Source organism: Mycobacterium hippophais, from assembly GCF_027529605.1.
In the GTDB taxonomy this organism is placed as follows: Bacteria; Actinomycetota; Actinomycetes; order Mycobacteriales; family Mycobacteriaceae; genus Mycobacterium; species Mycobacterium arseniciresistens.
Genome location: NZ_JAPZPY010000012.1, coordinates 131,161 through 145,649, shown reverse-complemented (window position 1 = coordinate 145,649; position 14,489 = coordinate 131,161). Strand labels below are relative to the sequence as shown.

Sequence of the window (14,489 nt, the reverse complement as noted above, 5' to 3'; positions counted from 1 at the left end):
AGAGCGCTCTCATCTGGGCCGCGTCAACGTTTGTTGACGAACCCCGCGTCGACCGGCAGCGTCACGCCGGTGATGTAGCGCGCCTCGTCGGACACCAGCCAGGCCACCGCCGCGGCGATGTCCTCGGCCTGCAGTGTCTGCACCGGCAAGGCATTGCCCATGTCGGGGCCGCCCTTGCTCTCCTGTGCCAGACCCTCGAGCCAGCTGCGGGTGAACTCGTTGTCGATCATCGGTGTGTCGACCCCCGCCGGGTGCACCGAGTTTACCCGGATGCTGTGCGACGCAAGCAGATTGGCGTACACGCGCATGATGCCCACGATGCCGTGCTTTGCGGCGGCATAACCGACGGAGCCGGCCATCGGCGACGCAAGGCCGACCAGGCCCGCCACCGAGCTGGTCAGCACCATCGCCCCCCCGTTGCCCGCCTTGACCATCGGTCGCGCCGCGAGCTCCACGGTGTGGAAGACGCCGGTCAGGTTGACGTCGATGACGTCCTGCCAGGCGTCCTCGCCGGCCATCGGCGCGATGCCGGCGTTGGCCACCACGATGTCGAGCCGTCCACCCATCGCCTCGACGCCCTCGGTCAGCGCGGCCTTGAGTGCCGCGCGGTCCCGGACGTCGGCCTGCGTCGCGACGATCCGCGCGCCGGTGTCCTCGACCAGCTTCACCGTGGCGGCCAGGTCGTCGGCGGTCGCCAGCGGGTAGGGGACCGACGCGATCTGGTCACAGATGTCGACAGCGATCACGTCGGCGCCCTCGGACGCCAGCCGGACGGCGTGCGCACGGCCCTGGCCGCGGGCGGCTCCGGTGATGAACGCGACCCTGCCCGCGAGCGGTTTGTCGACAGCCATCAGGGCCGCAGCGAGCCCTTGGCCGGGTCGCCCGCCACCACGGCCTGCGCCACCTTGATGTCTGGAGCTCCGGCGAGGTGCTCACCGACCTCGGCGAACATCTGCGTCACCGCGGGCGCCTGGCCGTGCGCCGCCAGCGCGTCTCCGTCGGCCCACTGCTCGACGAAGATGAAGGTGCCGTTCGTCTCGTGCAGCGAGTACAGGTCGCAGCCCGGCTCGTGATGCACCTCGGCGACGGTGCGCTTCATGATCTCCCGCACGGTGTCCACGGATTCGGGCTTGACCTGCATGGTGGCGACGACGGTGACGGGCATGGGCAGATGACTCCTCGTGGGGCGGGGCGGCGGGTGGCGGTCCAGCATGGTGACCGGACAGGTGTCCACCTTAATCAGCAGGCCCGGCGGCGATGCGAGGCATGTCGAGGTCTTTGCAACCAATCTGTGACCCGTGTGGCAGATGGTGATAGTGGGGTTGTTGCGACTAGGCTGAGGGGCATGGCAAGTAAGACCGTTGCCCGATCCGGAGCGCGTTCCGGCAGGTCAAAGGCGGGTACGCGGAGCACGGCGCGACCACGGAAGTCGGCGCCCGCCCGCCGCAGGCCCGCCCCTCGGGGACACGCCTCCCCTCTGGCCACCGCCGGGGCCGCCGTCGGCCGGGGCGCACGCGCCGGATGGCTGATGGTCGCCCGGGGTGCGGGGTCGACGGCACGGTCGGTCGGCCGGGCCCGCGAGATCGAGCCGGGCCACCGCCGCGACGGCATCGCGCTGGCGCTGCTCGGCGTGGCCGTGGTGATCGCCGCGGGCTCGTGGTTCGACGCCGCCCGCCCGGTCGGCGAATGGATCGACACCGTCCTGCGGACCCTCGTCGGCTCGGCAGTGGTGCTGGTGCCCGTGCTGCTCGTCGCCATCGCGGTGACGTTGATGCGCAGCGAACCCGACCCGGAGGCCCGGCCCCGGCTGATCCTCGGCGCGACGATGATCGCGCTGCCCGCCCTGGGGCTGTGGCACCTGTGGGCCGGTTCGCCTCAGGCGCCGACGGACCGCCGGCACGCCGCCGGCTTCGTCGGGTTCGCGATCGGCGGGCCGCTGTCCGACGGGCTGACCGCCTGGATCGCCGCGCCGCTGCTGTTCATCGGCGTGCTGTTCGGGGTGCTGCTGATCACCGGCACCACGATCCGCGAGGTGCCCGCCACGGTGCGTGCGATGTTCGGGACCCGTCAGTTCCACGACGACGAGTACGACGAGTACGACGACTACGACGACGAGCCGGAAGACGCCGCGGCCGAGGACTTCTCCGACGGCTACTACGACGATCCGGCCGGCTACCTCGGCGACGAACCGCAGGCGTGGCCATCGGGAACCCCGATGGAGAACTACCCGCTCGATCCGCAGGACGCCGGCGATGCGCCGACGGTGCCCGAACCGGCCGCCAAGCCGAAGCGCAAGAAGCCGGCTGCGGAGAAGAAGGCGGACCAGCCCGACACCGACACGCTGACACTCGACCGCGTGGTCGAGGGCCCGTACGTGCTGCCGCCGCTCGACCTGCTCATCGCCGGTGATCCGCCCAAGCGCCGCAGTTCGGCCAACGACCAGATGATCGACGCGATCAGCTCGGTGCTCGACCAGTTCAAGGTCGACGCGGCCGTCACCGGGTGCACGCGCGGGCCGACCGTCACCCGCTACGAGGTGGAACTGGGCCCTGGCGTGAAGGTCGAGAAGATCACGGCGCTGCACCGCAACATCGCCTACGCGGTGGCCACCGAGAGCGTGCGGATGCTGGCGCCCATCCCCGGCAAGTCGGCGGTGGGCATCGAGGTGCCCAACACCGACCGCGAGATGGTCCGGCTCGCCGACGTGCTGACCGACCCGAAGACCCGCCGCGACCACCACCCGCTGGTGATCGGCCTCGGCAAGGACATCGAGGGCGAGATGATCTCGGCGAACCTCGCCAAGATGCCGCACCTGCTGGTGGCGGGCTCCACAGGCTCGGGCAAGTCGAGCTTTGTGAACTCCATGCTGGTGTCGCTGCTGGCGCGGGCCACGCCCGAGGAGGTCAGGATGATCCTGATCGACCCGAAGATGGTGGAGCTCACCCCCTACGAGGGCATCCCGCACCTCATCACCCCGATCATCACCGAGCCCAAGAAGGCGGCCGCGGCACTGGCCTGGCTGGTCGAGGAGATGGAGCAGCGCTACCAGGACATGCAGGCGTCCCGGGTGCGGCACATCGACGTCTTCAACGAGAAGGTGCGCACCGGGGAGATCAGCACGCCGCTGGGCAGCGAGCGCGTCTACAAGCCGTACCCGTACATCCTGGCCATCGTCGACGAGCTGGCCGACCTGATGATGACCGCGCCGCGCGACGTCGAGGACGCGATCGTGCGTATCACCCAGAAGGCCCGCGCGGCAGGCATCCACCTGGTGCTGGCCACCCAGCGGCCGTCGGTCGACGTCGTCACCGGTCTGATCAAGACCAACGTGCCGTCGCGGCTGGCATTCGCCACCTCGTCGCTCACCGACAGCCGGGTGATCCTCGACCAGCAGGGCGCCGAGAAGCTCATCGGCATGGGCGACGGGCTGTTCCTGCCGATGGGCGCCAACAAGCCCATCCGGTTGCAGGGCGCGTTCATCACCGACGAGGAGATCCAGGCCGTCGTCGCCGCGACGAAGGAGCAGGCCGAGCCGGAGTACACCGAGGGTGTCACCGCGGTGAAGGCCGGTGAGCGCAAGGACGTCGACCCCGACATCGGCGACGACATGGACGTCCTCCTGCAGGCCGTGGAGCTGGTGGTGTCTTCGCAGTTCGGCTCCACCTCGATGCTGCAGCGCAAGCTGCGGGTCGGGTTCGCCAAGGCGGGCCGGCTGATGGACCTGATGGAGACCCGCGGCATCGTCGGGCCCAGCGAGGGCTCCAAGGCGCGCGACGTTCTGGTCAAACCGGACGAACTGGCCGGAACGCTGGCGCTCATCCGCGGCGGCAGCGACGCGGCAGGCGGAGACGCCGAGGACTAGCGCCTCAGCAGGTCTCGTACCGCTGGGACAGCTCCCGTTCCAGCGGCAGCGCGACGTGGTCGGCGTCGTGCCGGTAACACCCGCCGACGACCACCTCGGCGGCGCCCTCACCGGTCTGCGCGGTCAATTCGACCGGCCGGCCGAAGCGGGTCAGCAGGTCGGCCACGGCAAAGGCGACGCGGCGGGCGTCCGCTCCGGCGCCGTATCCGTCCGGCAGGCCGATCTCGACGTCGGTCTCGGCCTGGCGGCCGCGCTCGGCCGGCACCGTCGTGCTGCCCCGCGCCTCCTCCGAACCGCCCACCACCGCGCTGATCTCGCGCCAGGTCTGCAGGTCGGCGTCGCTCGGAGGCCGGGGCGTCGAGTAGTACGTGTGCGGATGCCGGTACGGCTCGGCCGGAAGCGAGATGCCCCAGGACGCGTCGGCCAGTGCCGGATCGGCGGCCTGGGCCGCGAGGACCTCCGCCGAGGTGGCGTCCGGGCGCAGCGTCACGGTGATGCCGCGGCTGTCGCCGGATCCGTTCCACCGGGGCTGCGTCAACGCGACCCTGGCGGCCACCGGCGACCGCACTGTCCGCAGCCACACCGCGGCGCTGTCCGCGACGGCGTCGGCACCGGCATTGCTGACGGTGGTCGAACGCCCGAACGAGAACGACGCCTCCGAGTAGTCGAGGATGCCGGAGTTCTTCGGCGGCGGCGGGACGACGGGCAGGCGCAACGACATCTCGGCGGAATCCTCGGCCAGCCCGGTGCCGGTGGCGTGCTCGACGAAGTACCCGCCGACCTGGCGGACCTGCGGTTCGGTGATGCCGGGATCCAGGGTGACCGTCAGATCGAAGTTCTCCCCGTTGGTGAAGTCGTTGTGGTAGCGCACCTCGGTGCCGGCCACCCCCGGCATCCCGTGGACATGGCGGTCGAGGTCGCGCGCATCGTCCTCACGGTTGGTCACGCAGCCCGCGGTGCACACGACGAGCAGGATTGCGGGTATCGCGACGACGGGGCGCATCGCTAGAGAGTCAACAGCATTCGGGTGTTGCCCAGGATGTTCGGCTTGACGTAGGACAGATCGAGGAATTCCGCAACACCGGTGTCATACGAGCGGCACATCTCCTCGTAGACCTCCGCGGTGACCGGAGTGCCCTCGATCTCGGCGAACCCGTGCCTGCTGAAGAACTCGACCTCGAAGGTGAGGACGAAGATGCGTTGCAGCCGGAGCTCGCGGGCGACGTCGAGCAGGCGGTCCACCACCAGATGCCCCACTCCGCGCCCCCGCACCTTGGGGTGCACCGCCACCGTGCGCACCTCGCCGAGGTCCGCCCACAGCACGTGCAGGGCGCCGCAGCCGAGCAGCTCACCGTCCACCTCGGCCACCCAGAACTCCTGCACCGCCTCGTAGAGCGTCACGAGGTTCTTCTCGAGCAGGATCCGGCCCGCGTAGACGTCGACGAGCTCCTTGATGGCGGGCACGTCGGAGGTCCGGGCGCGCCGCACCACGACCCCGCCGGGCTGCTGGGCGTCCGCTCCGCTCACAGCTGCGAGAGTATCCGCATCGGCAACCGATATTCTGTTGCGGTGCCGGGCCAACCCCATACCGATCCGGTGGTGCCGCGCGCCCGTGTCGCGAACCTCGCCAACGTCCTCACCGGTGTGCGGATGGCCCTCGTCCCGGTGTTCCTGGTCGCGCTGTTCGTCGGCGACGGTCATGAGATCTTCTGGCGGGTAATGGCTTTCACCGTGTTCACCGTCGCCGTCATCACCGACCGGTTCGACGGCGCGCTGGCGCGCAGCTACGGCATGGTGACCGAGTTCGGCACCCTGGCCGACCCCATCGCCGACAAGGCGCTCATCGGCTCGGCGCTGGTCGGGCTGTCGATGCTCGGCGACCTGCCGTGGTGGGTGACGGGGGTGATCCTGGCCCGTGAGATCGGCGTCACGGTGCTGCGCTTCGCCGTGCTGCGTCACGGCGTGATCCCGGCGAGCCGGGGCGGAAAGCTCAAGACGCTGGTGCAGGGCGTCGCGATCGGGCTGTTCGTGCTGCCGCTGCACGCCTGGCCCGGCCCGTGGCTGACCACCGCGTGGGTGATCATGTGGGCCGCGATCGTGCTCACCGTGCTCACCGGTGTGGACTACGTCGTATCGGCGATCAGGGACTCCCGTGGACGACCCGCTGGTCACTGAGGACGCCCGCGCGCTGGTGGCCGACCTCACCGTGCGCAGGCAGAGCGTCGCCACCGCCGAGTCGCTGACCGCGGGACTGCTCGCCGCCACGCTCGCCGGGGTGGCCGGTGCGAGCGTGGTGCTGCGCGGCGGGCTGATCACTTACCTCGAGGACACCAAGATCTCGCTGGCCGGGGTGCCGCCCCAGGTGCTGGAGGCCGTCGGTCCGGTCGCGGCGCCGACGGCGAGGGCGCTGGCCGTCGGGGCCCGCCAGCGCTGCGGGGCGACCTGGGGTGTCGGCCTGACGGGTGTGGCGGGCCCGGAACCGCACGGCGGGCATCCGGTCGGCACCGTCTTCCTCGGCCTGGCCGGGCCGGTGGATACCGACGTGGTGCAGCTGAACCTGTCCGGCTCGCGGTGGGACATCAGGGTGGCGGCGGTCAACGAGGCGATCGGCCGGTTGCGGGTGATCGTCGAAGCCCAGTGATCCGCCGCGCCCGCGACAAATCGTCGTGACGATGCGGGAACCGCCCGGCGAACCGCGGCGTTCTACTTCATGACGTCTGAAACGACGACGTCGGTACGACGAGGACGCTTCCGGCGAAAGAGGAGGGCACATGGCGGCATTGCTGCGCGAGGTGATCGGTGAGGTTCTGCGCCGTGCCCGGACATCACAGGGCCGCACCCTGCGGGAGGTGTCCGACTCCGCCCGGGTCAGCCTCGGCTACCTGTCCGAAGTGGAGCGCGGCCGCAAGGAGGCCTCCAGCGAGCTGCTCGGCGCCATCTGCGGGGCGCTCGACGTGCCGCTGTCGCGGGTGCTGTCCGACGCCGGCCACGAGATGGCGGGTCAGGAACACGCGGCCGCGAGCCGTGCCCCGGCCGGCACGGCCAACATCGACGTCAGCACCAAGGTGGTCATCCCGCAGGTCGTCTCCATGGCGGTCGCCTGAGTCCGAGACCGGCCGGGACCGCGCAAAACGCCCGCAGGGGTGTGGTGACGTGCGGGAAACCGATAAGTTGGCACAGGAGAACTGCGGGCGCCCCGTCGCGGCGATGATGATCTCGACGGCGACCCGGACCGAAGACACGAACAACGACTCTTAAGGCGGAGCGAACTCATGGCCAATCCGTTCGTCAAGGCGTGGAAGTACCTCATGGCGCTCTTCAACTCGAAAGTCGACGAGTACGCCGATCCGAAGGTGCAGATCCAGCAGGCGATCGAGGACGCGCAGCGCCAGCATCAGGCGCTGACCCAGCAGGCCGCCCAGGTGATCGGTAATCAGCGGCAGCTGGAGATGAGGCTCAACCGGCAGCTCGCCGACATCGAGAAGCTGCAGGTGAACGTCCGCCAGGCGCTGACGCTGGCCGACCAGGCCGTCGCCAACGGTGACGCCGCCAAGGCCACCGAGTACAACAACGCCGCCGAGGCGTTCGCCGCGCAGCTGGTCACCGGTGAGCAGAGCGTCGAGGACCTCAAGACGCTGCACGACCAGGCGCTGCAGGCGGCCGGCCAGGCCAAGAAGGCCGTCGAGCAGAACGCGATGATGCTGCAGCAGAAGATCTCCGAGCGCACCAAGCTGCTGTCGCAGCTGGAGCAGGCCAAGATGCAGGAGCAGGTCAGCACCTCGCTGCGGTCGATGAGCGAACTGGCAGCACCGGGCAACACGCCGAGCCTGGACGAGGTCCGCGACAAAATCGAGCGCCGCTACGCCACCGCGATGGGTGAGGCCGAGCTCGCGCAGAACTCCGTGCAGGGCCGGATGATGGAAGTGCAGCAGGCCAGCGTGCAGATGGCCGGGCACTCCCGGCTGGAGCAGATCCGCGCGTCGATGCGCGGCGACGCCCTTCCCGCCGGCGGCAGCCCCGCGGCGAGCTCGACGCCCGCCACCCCTGCCGCCAACCCGAACCAGGCCACCCCCGAGAATCCGCTCAGTCAATAGCTCTGGAAGGGATCAGCGCATGACATCCCGGACGACACCCAGGTTGTATCGGAACCCCGTCGTGCGCTCGAGCGTGCAGCGCGGCATCGACACCGCTGCCGAGTTCTCCGACGTGCTCGCCGAGAAGCTGCACGCCGCCGCCGATCCCCGCGCCAAGGCGCTGCGCAAGCGCCGCTGGGCGCTGAGGCTAGGCCTGTTCTTCGTCGTCTCGGCGGTGTTCTGGGTGCTGGTGACCGTCGTGCTGGCGTCATGGAGCACCCCGGCCTGGGCGCTGCTGATCCCGACGCCGATCGCGGCGGGCGCCGCGTTCCTCGCGACGCTGTGCCTGCTGCGCTACCGGTGGCTGCGCTCGACGCCGCTGCCCCCGGAACGAACGCGCAGCAGCAGGCGGCTGCCGCCGTGGAACTCCGCGGCCCGCAGGCCGATGGCCGCACTGCTCGACGCCGAGCGGGGTCTGCTGTCGCTGCTCGGGGTGCTCGAGCGGGGGCGGATGCTGCCGGCCGACGCGCTGCGTGAACTCCGGGCGGCGGCCGAGCACTCGGCGGCGACCATGGCGGCCACCGCGGCCGAGGTGGTGTCGATGGAGCGGGCGGTCAGTTCGGCGCCGCAGGCCCGCGCCCACCTGGCGCCCACCATCACCGCCTTCACCGCGCAGATGGATCAGGGTGTCCGCCAGTACCACGAGATGGTCACCGCCGCAGCGCAACTGGTGTCGGCCGCCAACAGCGGGTCGATGTCGAGTTCGCCGTTGTCGGCCCGGCGCCACCGCGACGAGCTGGTGGACGCGACCGATCGGCTCAACGGCTGGGCGCAGGCGTTCGACGAGCTGGGGCGGTTGCGCAGGGCCTGAGCCGCTAGATGTCGTGGCTCGAATGCGGCCCGGTCCGGGGCCCGTACCGGTCGACGTAGGCCTGGTGGACGTGGGCCTTCTTGCGGCGGGCGATCACGTCGACCAGATTCGGATCCAGGCCGTGCTTGCGCAGCATGTGCCTGCGCCACACCTTGTTCAGCGCGTGCGAGAAGTACACGAACGGGATGAGGATCGGCAGCGTCATGCTCAGGTGCACGTCGAGCGTCGTCGGGATGAGCCAGAACGGCGCCAGCACCAGCACCGCGGGCAGGAACACCCGGAACATCATCCGCCGGGCAGCGCCCTCACCCGCCAGGTCCTCGGCCACCCACATCCGCATCGCGTCGGGCAGTCGCCGCCCGTAGCAGTACGGGATGTACTGCAGCAGGCTGGGCCGGGGACCGGTGGCGGGATTGCCCATCGGAGGCCTACAGCGTCGGACGGAGCGCCGGGATCACGGCGCCCAGCAGCCCCCGCGCCACACCCTTGAAGAAGGTCACGTTGTCGAAGTAGTCACGCCACAGCGTGATCTGCCCGGCGTGCACCTCGAACACCCCGCACACCCAGAACTGCACCCGCACCGGGCCGAACACCAGCACGTCGGTCCGCTCGTTGAGCACCGTGTCACCCTCGGCGACGTTGCGGTGGATCTTGACCTCGAAGCGCATCCGTCCCTGGCCGCGGCGGAACAGGCTCACGATGCGGTCGCGGCCGCGGATCGTCGGGTAGCCCACGTTCTGCCACACGATGCCCTCGGCGAGTGCCGCCCCGGCGGCGTCGAAGTCCTCGTCCTGCAGGGCGTACAGGAACGTCTCGACCGTGCGTGCATTGGCGGTGCTGTCCAGCGCCGGTGTGGTCTCCGTCATGGTGGCCAGCCTAGTCACCGGCTGTGGCAGGGTGGGGCGGTGCGCGTCGCCGTGGTTGCCGGACCCGACCCCGGGCACGCCTTCCCCGCGCTGGCACTGTGCCTGCGGTTCGCCGCCGCGGGTGACAGCCCGGTGCTGCTCACCGGTGTCGAATGGCTGGACACCGCCCGCGCGGCCGGCGTCGAGGCGGTGGAACTGGCCGGCCTCGACCCCATCGACGTCGACGACGACACCGACGCCGGCGCGAAGATCCACCAGCGGGCGGCGCGGATGGCGGTCATCAACGTGCCGCGCCTGCGGGACCTGTCGCCCGACCTGATCGTCTCCGACGTGATCACCGCGTGCGGGGGACTGGCAGCCGAACTGCTCGGCCTGCCGTGGATCGAGCTCAATCCGCATCCGCTGTACCGGCCGTCGAAGGGTCTGCCGCCGCTGGGCAGCGGCCTGGCGCCCGGTGTCGGGGTGCGCGGGCGGCTGCGCGATGCGGTGATGCGCGCGCTGACCGCCCGGTCGTGGCGAGCGGGGCTGCAGCAGCGGTCGGCGGTGCGGGTCGACATCGGGTTGCCGGCCGACGATCCTGGCCCGCTGCGCCGGCTGATCGCGACCCTTCCCGCGCTGGAGGTGCCGCGGCCGGACTGGCCGCAGGAAGCCGTCGTGGTGGGGCCGCTGCACTTCGAGCCGACGGACCGGGTGCTCGACGTGCCGCCCGGGACGGGTCCGCTGGTGGTGGTCGCGCCCTCGACGGCGACGACGGGCACCCAGGGCCTGGCCGAGCTGGCGCTGGCGCACTTGACGCCGGGTGACGTGCTGCCCGAGGGGTCGCGGGTGGTGGTGTCGCGGCTGGCCGGACCGGACGGCGAGGTGCCGCCGTGGGCGGCGGTCGGGCTGGGCCGCCAGGACGAGCTGCTGAGGCACGCCGACCTGGCGATCTGCGGCGGCGGGCACGGGATGGTGTCCAAGACACTGCTGGCCGGGGTGCCGATGGTGGTGGTGCCCGGTGGCGGTGATCAGTGGGAGATCGCCAATCGCGTTGTGCGCCAGGGCAGTGCGGAGCTGGTGCGGCCGCTGGACGCCGACCGGCTGACGGCCGCGGTCCGGCAGGTGCTGTCGTCGCCGCGCTACTCGGCGGCCGCCCGCACGGCCGGTGCGTCGGCAGGCGCCGTCGCCGATCCGGTACGGGTGTGCCACGAGGCGCTCGCCGCTCCGGCGTAAATTGGTCGCGTGCGCCTGACGGAATTCCGGGAACTGGTCGACGGACAGTTCGGCTCCGTTCGTGGCCAGTCGCTGCTCGTCGACCATGTGCTGGCAGCGCTCGGCGGCCGGACCGCGGCGCAGGCCATCGAGGACGGCGCAGAACCCCGCGACGTGTGGCGGGCGTTGTGCGCGGACTTCGACGTGCCGCGCGATCAGTGGTGAGGGTTCAGCGCTTGTCTTCGCCCCGTCCGGTTCCCGCGGTGTGTGACGGGCCGACCCTGTCGTCGCCGCGATCCGACTCCGGCATCTGAGCGGCAGGTTGTTCGTCGGCGGGCGAAGCGGTGGCGCCGCCTGCGGTGTGACTCGGCGACGGGTCCTTGTACTGGGGGTCGGTGACCGGTTTGACGGCGCCGCCGGTGCGTTCGGGGCTGTCGCCACCGCTGCCCTCCGGCTTCGCCTCGGTCTGTCTGCCCTCGTACGGCGGCACGGCCGGCTTGGCGTCCGAGGGCGGCGACTCGGTCTTGTCGCCGCCGGTCTGCCGCGGCTTGCCCGCTTCGTCGTGGGCGGGCACGGACTCGTCGCCCTCCACCTTCCCCGACGGCCGGTCCGTCGGACCGCCCGAGGGCTGGTCCGATCCGGTGTCGCGCGATCCTGGCGCTCCCCGCTCCTCCTGGGGCTCGGCGGACATGGGGCTTCCCGGTGTGTTCATGACTTCTCCTCACGATCTCCGCGCTGTGGCGGCATGGAACTCCTTGTGGTGTTGACGACGGCGAGTGTGGAGCGCGTCGCCGCGTCGAGGGCCGCGGTCTGCTCGGCGGTGAGCGTTCCGCAGATCCAGTCCCAGTGCGCCGCGACCGCGTCGCCGGGCGCGGGTGCGGCGGTCAGGGACGTGCCGTTGCGGTGCCAGCGCACCCGCTCGGCCCGCGGATCGCCGAGTCGCAGCCGCCCCGCCTGGAACGTCAGCGGCCGGGACGTGATGACCGCGTCCTCGCCGGTCACCGATTCGACGGTGCCCCAGCGGATGCGACAGCTCTGCATCACCCGCACCGGTGTGCCGGCATCGCGGTCGAGGAATCGCACCCACGGATAGACCGCGAGCACGTGCAGGCTGTGGTGGGCCAGCACCTCGGCGGTGTCCGGCACTTCCGTCAGCAGGCCGGTGACCTGTCCGCGGAAGGCTTGGCGGAGACCCGCGAGCAGGACGCCGGGATCGACGCGGTCCAGCAGCGGCCCGCCGATCCAGTAGGCGCTCACCACTTCCTCGTCGAGCGGGTCGGCGATGCCCGCCGCATCGGCGATCGCCGTCAGATACGGCCAGGCTCCGTCGAATTCCCGCGCATGCGCCGCCAGGTCGGGCGCCGCGACACCTGCCGGTCCGCAGTAGCCGAGTTCGTTCGGCGGGTAGGCGAACCGGCCGAACGTGGCATGGCCGGGCGCGACGCGCTGATCGACGGCGCCGCTCATCAGCAGATCCGCGGAAGCTGTTCGCCGATCGGCAGATCCACCACCCGGGTGCCGCCGAGCGCAGTGCGCGCGACCACCATGCCGGGATGCTCCGCGACGCACCGGCCGATCACCGCCGCCTTCGCGCCCAGCGGGTGGGCGCGCATCGCGGCCAGTACCCGGTCGGCGTCCTCGGGCGCGACGAACGCGACCAGCTTGCCCTCGTTGGCGACGAACAGCGGGTCGAGGCCCAGCAGCCCGCAGGCGTCGCGCACGCCGGGCGGGACGGGCAGCGCCGTCTCCTCCAGTGCCACGCCGACGCCCGCGGCCTTGGCGATCTCGTTGAGCGTGGCCGACATCCCGCCACGCGTCGGGTCACGCAGGGCGTGCAGGTCGGCGCCCGTGCCGATCATCGTGGCCACCAGGCCGTTCAGCGGCGCCGTGTCGCTGGCGATCGAGGTGGCGAATTCGAGGCCTTCCCGGCAGCTCATCACCGCCACCCCGTGCACCCCGATCTCACCGCTGACGATCACGACGTCACCGGGCGCGGCACGCTGCGGGCGGATGTCGACACCCGGATCGATCAGCCCGATGCCCGAGGTGTTGAGGTAGATGCCATCGCCGTGGCCGGTGTCGACGACCTTGGTGTCACCGGTGACCAGCTTCACCCCGGCGGCCAGCGCGGCCGTACCGACGGCGTGGGCGACGCGGGCGATGTCGTCCAGCGCGGTGCCCTCCTCGAGGATGAACGCCGTCGACAGCACCATCGGCGTCGCGCCCGACATCGCCAGGTCGTTCACCGTGCCGTTGACCGCGAGGTCACCGATCGTGCCGCCGGGAAAGACCAACGGCTTCACCACGAACGAGTCGGTGGAGAAGGCCAGCCGGACGTCGCCGACCTCGATGACGGCCGAGTCGCCCATGCCCGCGTCGGCCGCCGAGCCGAACGCGGGCAGGAAGAGGTGCTCGATCAGTTCGGCGGACATCGCCCCGCCGCCGCCGTGGCCCATCACGATGTTCGGCGCGTCGCGGAGCGGGGCCGGGCACACCCACTGCTCGATATCGATGCCCGGGGTGTCAGGCATGGCTCACCTCGAGCCGCCGGTACAGGTAGTACGCCGCGCACGCGCCCTCGGACGACACCATGGTGGCGCCGAGCGGATTCCGCGGGGTGCACAGCGTGCCGAAGGCCGCGCACTCGTGCGGTTTGATCAGTCCCTGCAGCACCTCGCCGGACCGGCACACCGCGGACTCGGCGGTGTGGATACCGGTGACGGCGAAGCGGTGTTCGGCGTCGTAGTCGCGGTAGCCGGGCGAGAGTTGCCACCCGCTGTCCGGGATGGTCCCGATGCCGCGCCAGCCCCGGTCGGTCACCTCGAACACGTCGGTGAGCATGCGCCGGGCCGCGGCGTTGCCCTCGGCCCGCACGGCGCGGGGATAGGCGTTCTCCAGTTCGTGTCGCCCTGACTCCAGCTGCAGCACCGTCCGCCGGATGCCTTCGAGGATGTCCAGCGGTTCGAAACCCGTGACCACGATCGGGATCTCGTACTTCTCACACAGCGAGGGGTATTCCTCGGTGCCCATCACGCTGCACACGTGACCGGCGGCCAGGAACGCCTGCACCCGGCAGGTGGGGGATTCCATGATGGCCGCAATCGCGGGCGGCACCAGCACGTGCGAGACGAGCAGCGAGAAGTTCTCGACACCCAGGCGCTTGGCCTGATAGACGGTCATCGCGTTGGCGGGCGCCGTCGTCTCGAACCCGATCCCGAAGAACACCACCTGCCGGTCCGGGTTGTCGCGGGCGATCGTCAGCGCGTCCAGCGGCGAGTACACCACCCGCACGTCGCCGCCCTCGCTCTTGACGCGGAAAAGGTCCTTGTCGCTGCCCGGAACGCGCAGCATGTCGCCGAACGAGCAGAAGATCACCCCGGGCCGGGACGCGATCTCCATGGCCTTGTCGATGATCTCCAGCGGGGTGACGCACACCGGGCAGCCGGGCCCGTGGATCATCTCGATCTCGTCGGGCAGGAGCTGGTCGATGCCGTGGCGAATGATCGAATGTGTCTGCCCGCCACATACTTCCATGATCGACCAGCGCCGGGTGGTGACCGCCTTGATCTCCTCGATCAGGTTGCCGGCCAATTGTGGATCGCTGAACTCGTCCAGATACTTCATGA

Annotated in this window: 18 protein-coding genes; 8 read left to right on the top strand and 10 right to left on the bottom strand. The window is 70.7% G+C overall.

Annotated features, from left to right (window positions below; genetic code table 11):
• Positions 1-23 precede the first annotated feature (23 nt).
• The gene (locus O6P37_RS22790) at positions 24-851 is read right to left on the bottom strand and encodes a mycofactocin-coupled SDR family oxidoreductase (RefSeq protein ID WP_269896208.1); all 828 of its coding nucleotides are present in this window, start codon (positions 849-851) and stop codon (positions 24-26) included.
• Positions 851-1,165 carry a putative quinol monooxygenase gene (locus O6P37_RS22785; RefSeq protein WP_269896207.1) on the bottom strand — a complete coding sequence of 105 codons (315 nt, stop codon included), beginning with the start codon at positions 1,163-1,165 and terminating at the stop codon, positions 851-853. Before O6P37_RS22785 ends, O6P37_RS22790 begins: the two co-directional genes overlap by 1 nt.
• 180 nt (positions 1,166-1,345) lie before the next feature.
• Here O6P37_RS22785 and O6P37_RS22780 point away from each other — a divergent pair, with 180 nt between their 5' ends.
• Positions 1,346-3,862: a DNA translocase FtsK gene (locus tag O6P37_RS22780; RefSeq protein WP_408633231.1), complete on the top strand. Its 2,517-nt coding sequence runs from the start codon at positions 1,346-1,348 to the stop codon at positions 3,860-3,862.
• A gap of 4 nt (positions 3,863-3,866) precedes the next feature.
• Here the strand turns inward: O6P37_RS22780 and O6P37_RS22775 are convergent, their stop codons facing one another.
• Together O6P37_RS22775 and O6P37_RS22770 are read right to left on the bottom strand one after the other, a co-directional pair.
• Positions 3,867-4,865, bottom strand: coding sequence for a hypothetical protein (locus tag O6P37_RS22775; protein WP_269896205.1), 999 nt, complete (start codon positions 4,863-4,865; stop codon positions 3,867-3,869).
• Between the two features lie 2 nt (positions 4,866-4,867).
• A complete protein-coding gene (locus O6P37_RS22770; RefSeq protein ID WP_408633234.1) occupies positions 4,868-5,350 on the bottom strand; it encodes an amino-acid N-acetyltransferase in 483 nt (160 codons plus the stop codon).
• Between the two features lie 81 nt (positions 5,351-5,431).
• Between O6P37_RS22770 and pgsA the strand changes: the two genes are divergently transcribed.
• The 5 genes from pgsA to pspM all read left to right on the top strand — a co-directional run bounded on the left by pgsA (position 5,432) and on the right by pspM (position 8,806).
• Positions 5,432-6,037, top strand: coding sequence for a CDP-diacylglycerol--glycerol-3-phosphate 3-phosphatidyltransferase (gene pgsA / locus O6P37_RS22765; RefSeq protein WP_269896204.1), 606 nt, complete (start codon positions 5,432-5,434; stop codon positions 6,035-6,037).
• The gene (locus tag O6P37_RS22760) at positions 6,015-6,503 is read left to right on the top strand and encodes a CinA family protein (protein ID WP_269896203.1); all 489 of its coding nucleotides are present in this window, start codon (positions 6,015-6,017) and stop codon (positions 6,501-6,503) included. Before pgsA ends, O6P37_RS22760 begins: the two co-directional genes overlap by 23 nt.
• Positions 6,504-6,633: 130 nt before the next feature.
• A complete protein-coding gene (gene clgR, locus O6P37_RS22755) occupies positions 6,634-6,966 on the top strand; it encodes a transcriptional regulator ClgR (RefSeq protein WP_264011373.1) in 333 nt (110 codons plus the stop codon).
• 168 nt (positions 6,967-7,134) lie between these two features.
• Complete coding sequence (pspA, locus tag O6P37_RS22750; RefSeq protein ID WP_264011372.1) at positions 7,135-7,956, top strand: phage shock protein PspA; 822 nt, start codon at positions 7,135-7,137, stop codon at positions 7,954-7,956.
• A gap of 19 nt (positions 7,957-7,975) precedes the next feature.
• A complete protein-coding gene (pspM, locus tag O6P37_RS22745; RefSeq protein ID WP_269896202.1) occupies positions 7,976-8,806 on the top strand; it encodes a phage shock envelope stress response protein PspM in 831 nt (276 codons plus the stop codon).
• Positions 8,807-8,810: 4 nt separating this feature from the next.
• On the opposite strand, the gene O6P37_RS22740 is transcribed toward pspM, so the two are convergent.
• Positions 8,811-9,227, bottom strand: a complete 417-nt coding sequence (locus O6P37_RS22740; protein ID WP_269896201.1) for a DUF5313 domain-containing protein — start codon at positions 9,225-9,227, stop codon at positions 8,811-8,813.
• Positions 9,228-9,234: 7 nt separating this feature from the next.
• Positions 9,235-9,672, bottom strand: coding sequence for a limonene-1,2-epoxide hydrolase family protein (locus O6P37_RS22735; protein WP_269896200.1), 438 nt, complete (start codon positions 9,670-9,672; stop codon positions 9,235-9,237).
• 39 nt (positions 9,673-9,711) lie between these two features.
• On the opposite strand from O6P37_RS22735, the gene O6P37_RS22730 reads away from it, so the two are divergent.
• Positions 9,712-10,884, top strand: a complete 1,173-nt coding sequence (locus O6P37_RS22730) for a glycosyltransferase (protein WP_269896199.1) — start codon at positions 9,712-9,714, stop codon at positions 10,882-10,884.
• 9 nt (positions 10,885-10,893) lie between these two features.
• Positions 10,894-11,088: a DUF3046 domain-containing protein gene (locus O6P37_RS22725; RefSeq protein ID WP_264011366.1), complete on the top strand. Its 195-nt coding sequence runs from the start codon at positions 10,894-10,896 to the stop codon at positions 11,086-11,088.
• A 4-nt stretch (positions 11,089-11,092) separates the two neighbouring features.
• Here the strand turns inward: O6P37_RS22725 and O6P37_RS22720 are convergent, their stop codons facing one another.
• The 4 genes from O6P37_RS22720 to hypD are packed head-to-tail and all read right to left on the bottom strand — an operon-like array spanning position 11,093 to position 14,487.
• A complete protein-coding gene (locus O6P37_RS22720; RefSeq protein ID WP_269896198.1) occupies positions 11,093-11,575 on the bottom strand; it encodes a hypothetical protein in 483 nt (160 codons plus the stop codon).
• Positions 11,572-12,330: a DUF6390 family protein gene (locus tag O6P37_RS22715; protein ID WP_269896197.1), complete on the bottom strand. Its 759-nt coding sequence runs from the start codon at positions 12,328-12,330 to the stop codon at positions 11,572-11,574. Before O6P37_RS22715 ends, O6P37_RS22720 begins: the two co-directional genes overlap by 4 nt.
• Positions 12,330-13,394: a hydrogenase expression/formation protein HypE gene (gene hypE, locus O6P37_RS22710; protein WP_269896196.1), complete on the bottom strand. Its 1,065-nt coding sequence runs from the start codon at positions 13,392-13,394 to the stop codon at positions 12,330-12,332. The genes O6P37_RS22715 and hypE overlap by 1 nt, the downstream gene beginning before the upstream one ends.
• Positions 13,387-14,487 carry a hydrogenase formation protein HypD gene (gene hypD, locus O6P37_RS22705; protein WP_269896195.1) on the bottom strand — a complete coding sequence of 367 codons (1,101 nt, stop codon included), beginning with the start codon at positions 14,485-14,487 and terminating at the stop codon, positions 13,387-13,389. Before hypD ends, hypE begins: the two co-directional genes overlap by 8 nt.
• Between the last annotated feature and the right edge of the window lie 2 nt (positions 14,488-14,489).

Bases quoted from the DNA above. Each gene is read 5' to 3' on its own strand.
- O6P37_RS22775 (WP_269896205.1), bottom strand. From the start codon at position 4,865: ATGCGCCCCGTCGTCGCGATACCCGCAATCCTGCTCGTCGTGTGCACC.
- O6P37_RS22790 (WP_269896208.1), bottom strand. From the start codon at position 851: ATGGCTGTCGACAAACCGCTCGCGGGCAGGGTCGCGTTCATCACCGGA.
- O6P37_RS22720 (WP_269896198.1), bottom strand. From the start codon at position 11,575: ATGAACACACCGGGAAGCCCCATGTCCGCCGAGCCCCAGGAGGAGCGG.
- O6P37_RS22715 (WP_269896197.1), bottom strand. From the start codon at position 12,330: ATGAGCGGCGCCGTCGATCAGCGCGTCGCGCCCGGCCATGCCACGTTC.
- hypD (WP_269896195.1), bottom strand. From the start codon at position 14,487: ATGAAGTATCTGGACGAGTTCAGCGATCCACAATTGGCCGGCAACCTG.
- O6P37_RS22780 (WP_408633231.1), top strand. From the start codon at position 1,346: ATGGCAAGTAAGACCGTTGCCCGATCCGGAGCGCGTTCCGGCAGGTCA.
- clgR (WP_264011373.1), top strand. From the start codon at position 6,634: ATGGCGGCATTGCTGCGCGAGGTGATCGGTGAGGTTCTGCGCCGTGCC.
- O6P37_RS22740 (WP_269896201.1), bottom strand. From the start codon at position 9,227: ATGGGCAATCCCGCCACCGGTCCCCGGCCCAGCCTGCTGCAGTACATC.
- pspM (WP_269896202.1), top strand. From the start codon at position 7,976: ATGACATCCCGGACGACACCCAGGTTGTATCGGAACCCCGTCGTGCGC.
- pspA (WP_264011372.1), top strand. From the start codon at position 7,135: ATGGCCAATCCGTTCGTCAAGGCGTGGAAGTACCTCATGGCGCTCTTC.
- O6P37_RS22735 (WP_269896200.1), bottom strand. From the start codon at position 9,672: ATGACGGAGACCACACCGGCGCTGGACAGCACCGCCAATGCACGCACG.
- O6P37_RS22785 (WP_269896207.1), bottom strand. From the start codon at position 1,165: ATGCCCGTCACCGTCGTCGCCACCATGCAGGTCAAGCCCGAATCCGTG.
- hypE (WP_269896196.1), bottom strand. From the start codon at position 13,394: ATGCCTGACACCCCGGGCATCGATATCGAGCAGTGGGTGTGCCCGGCC.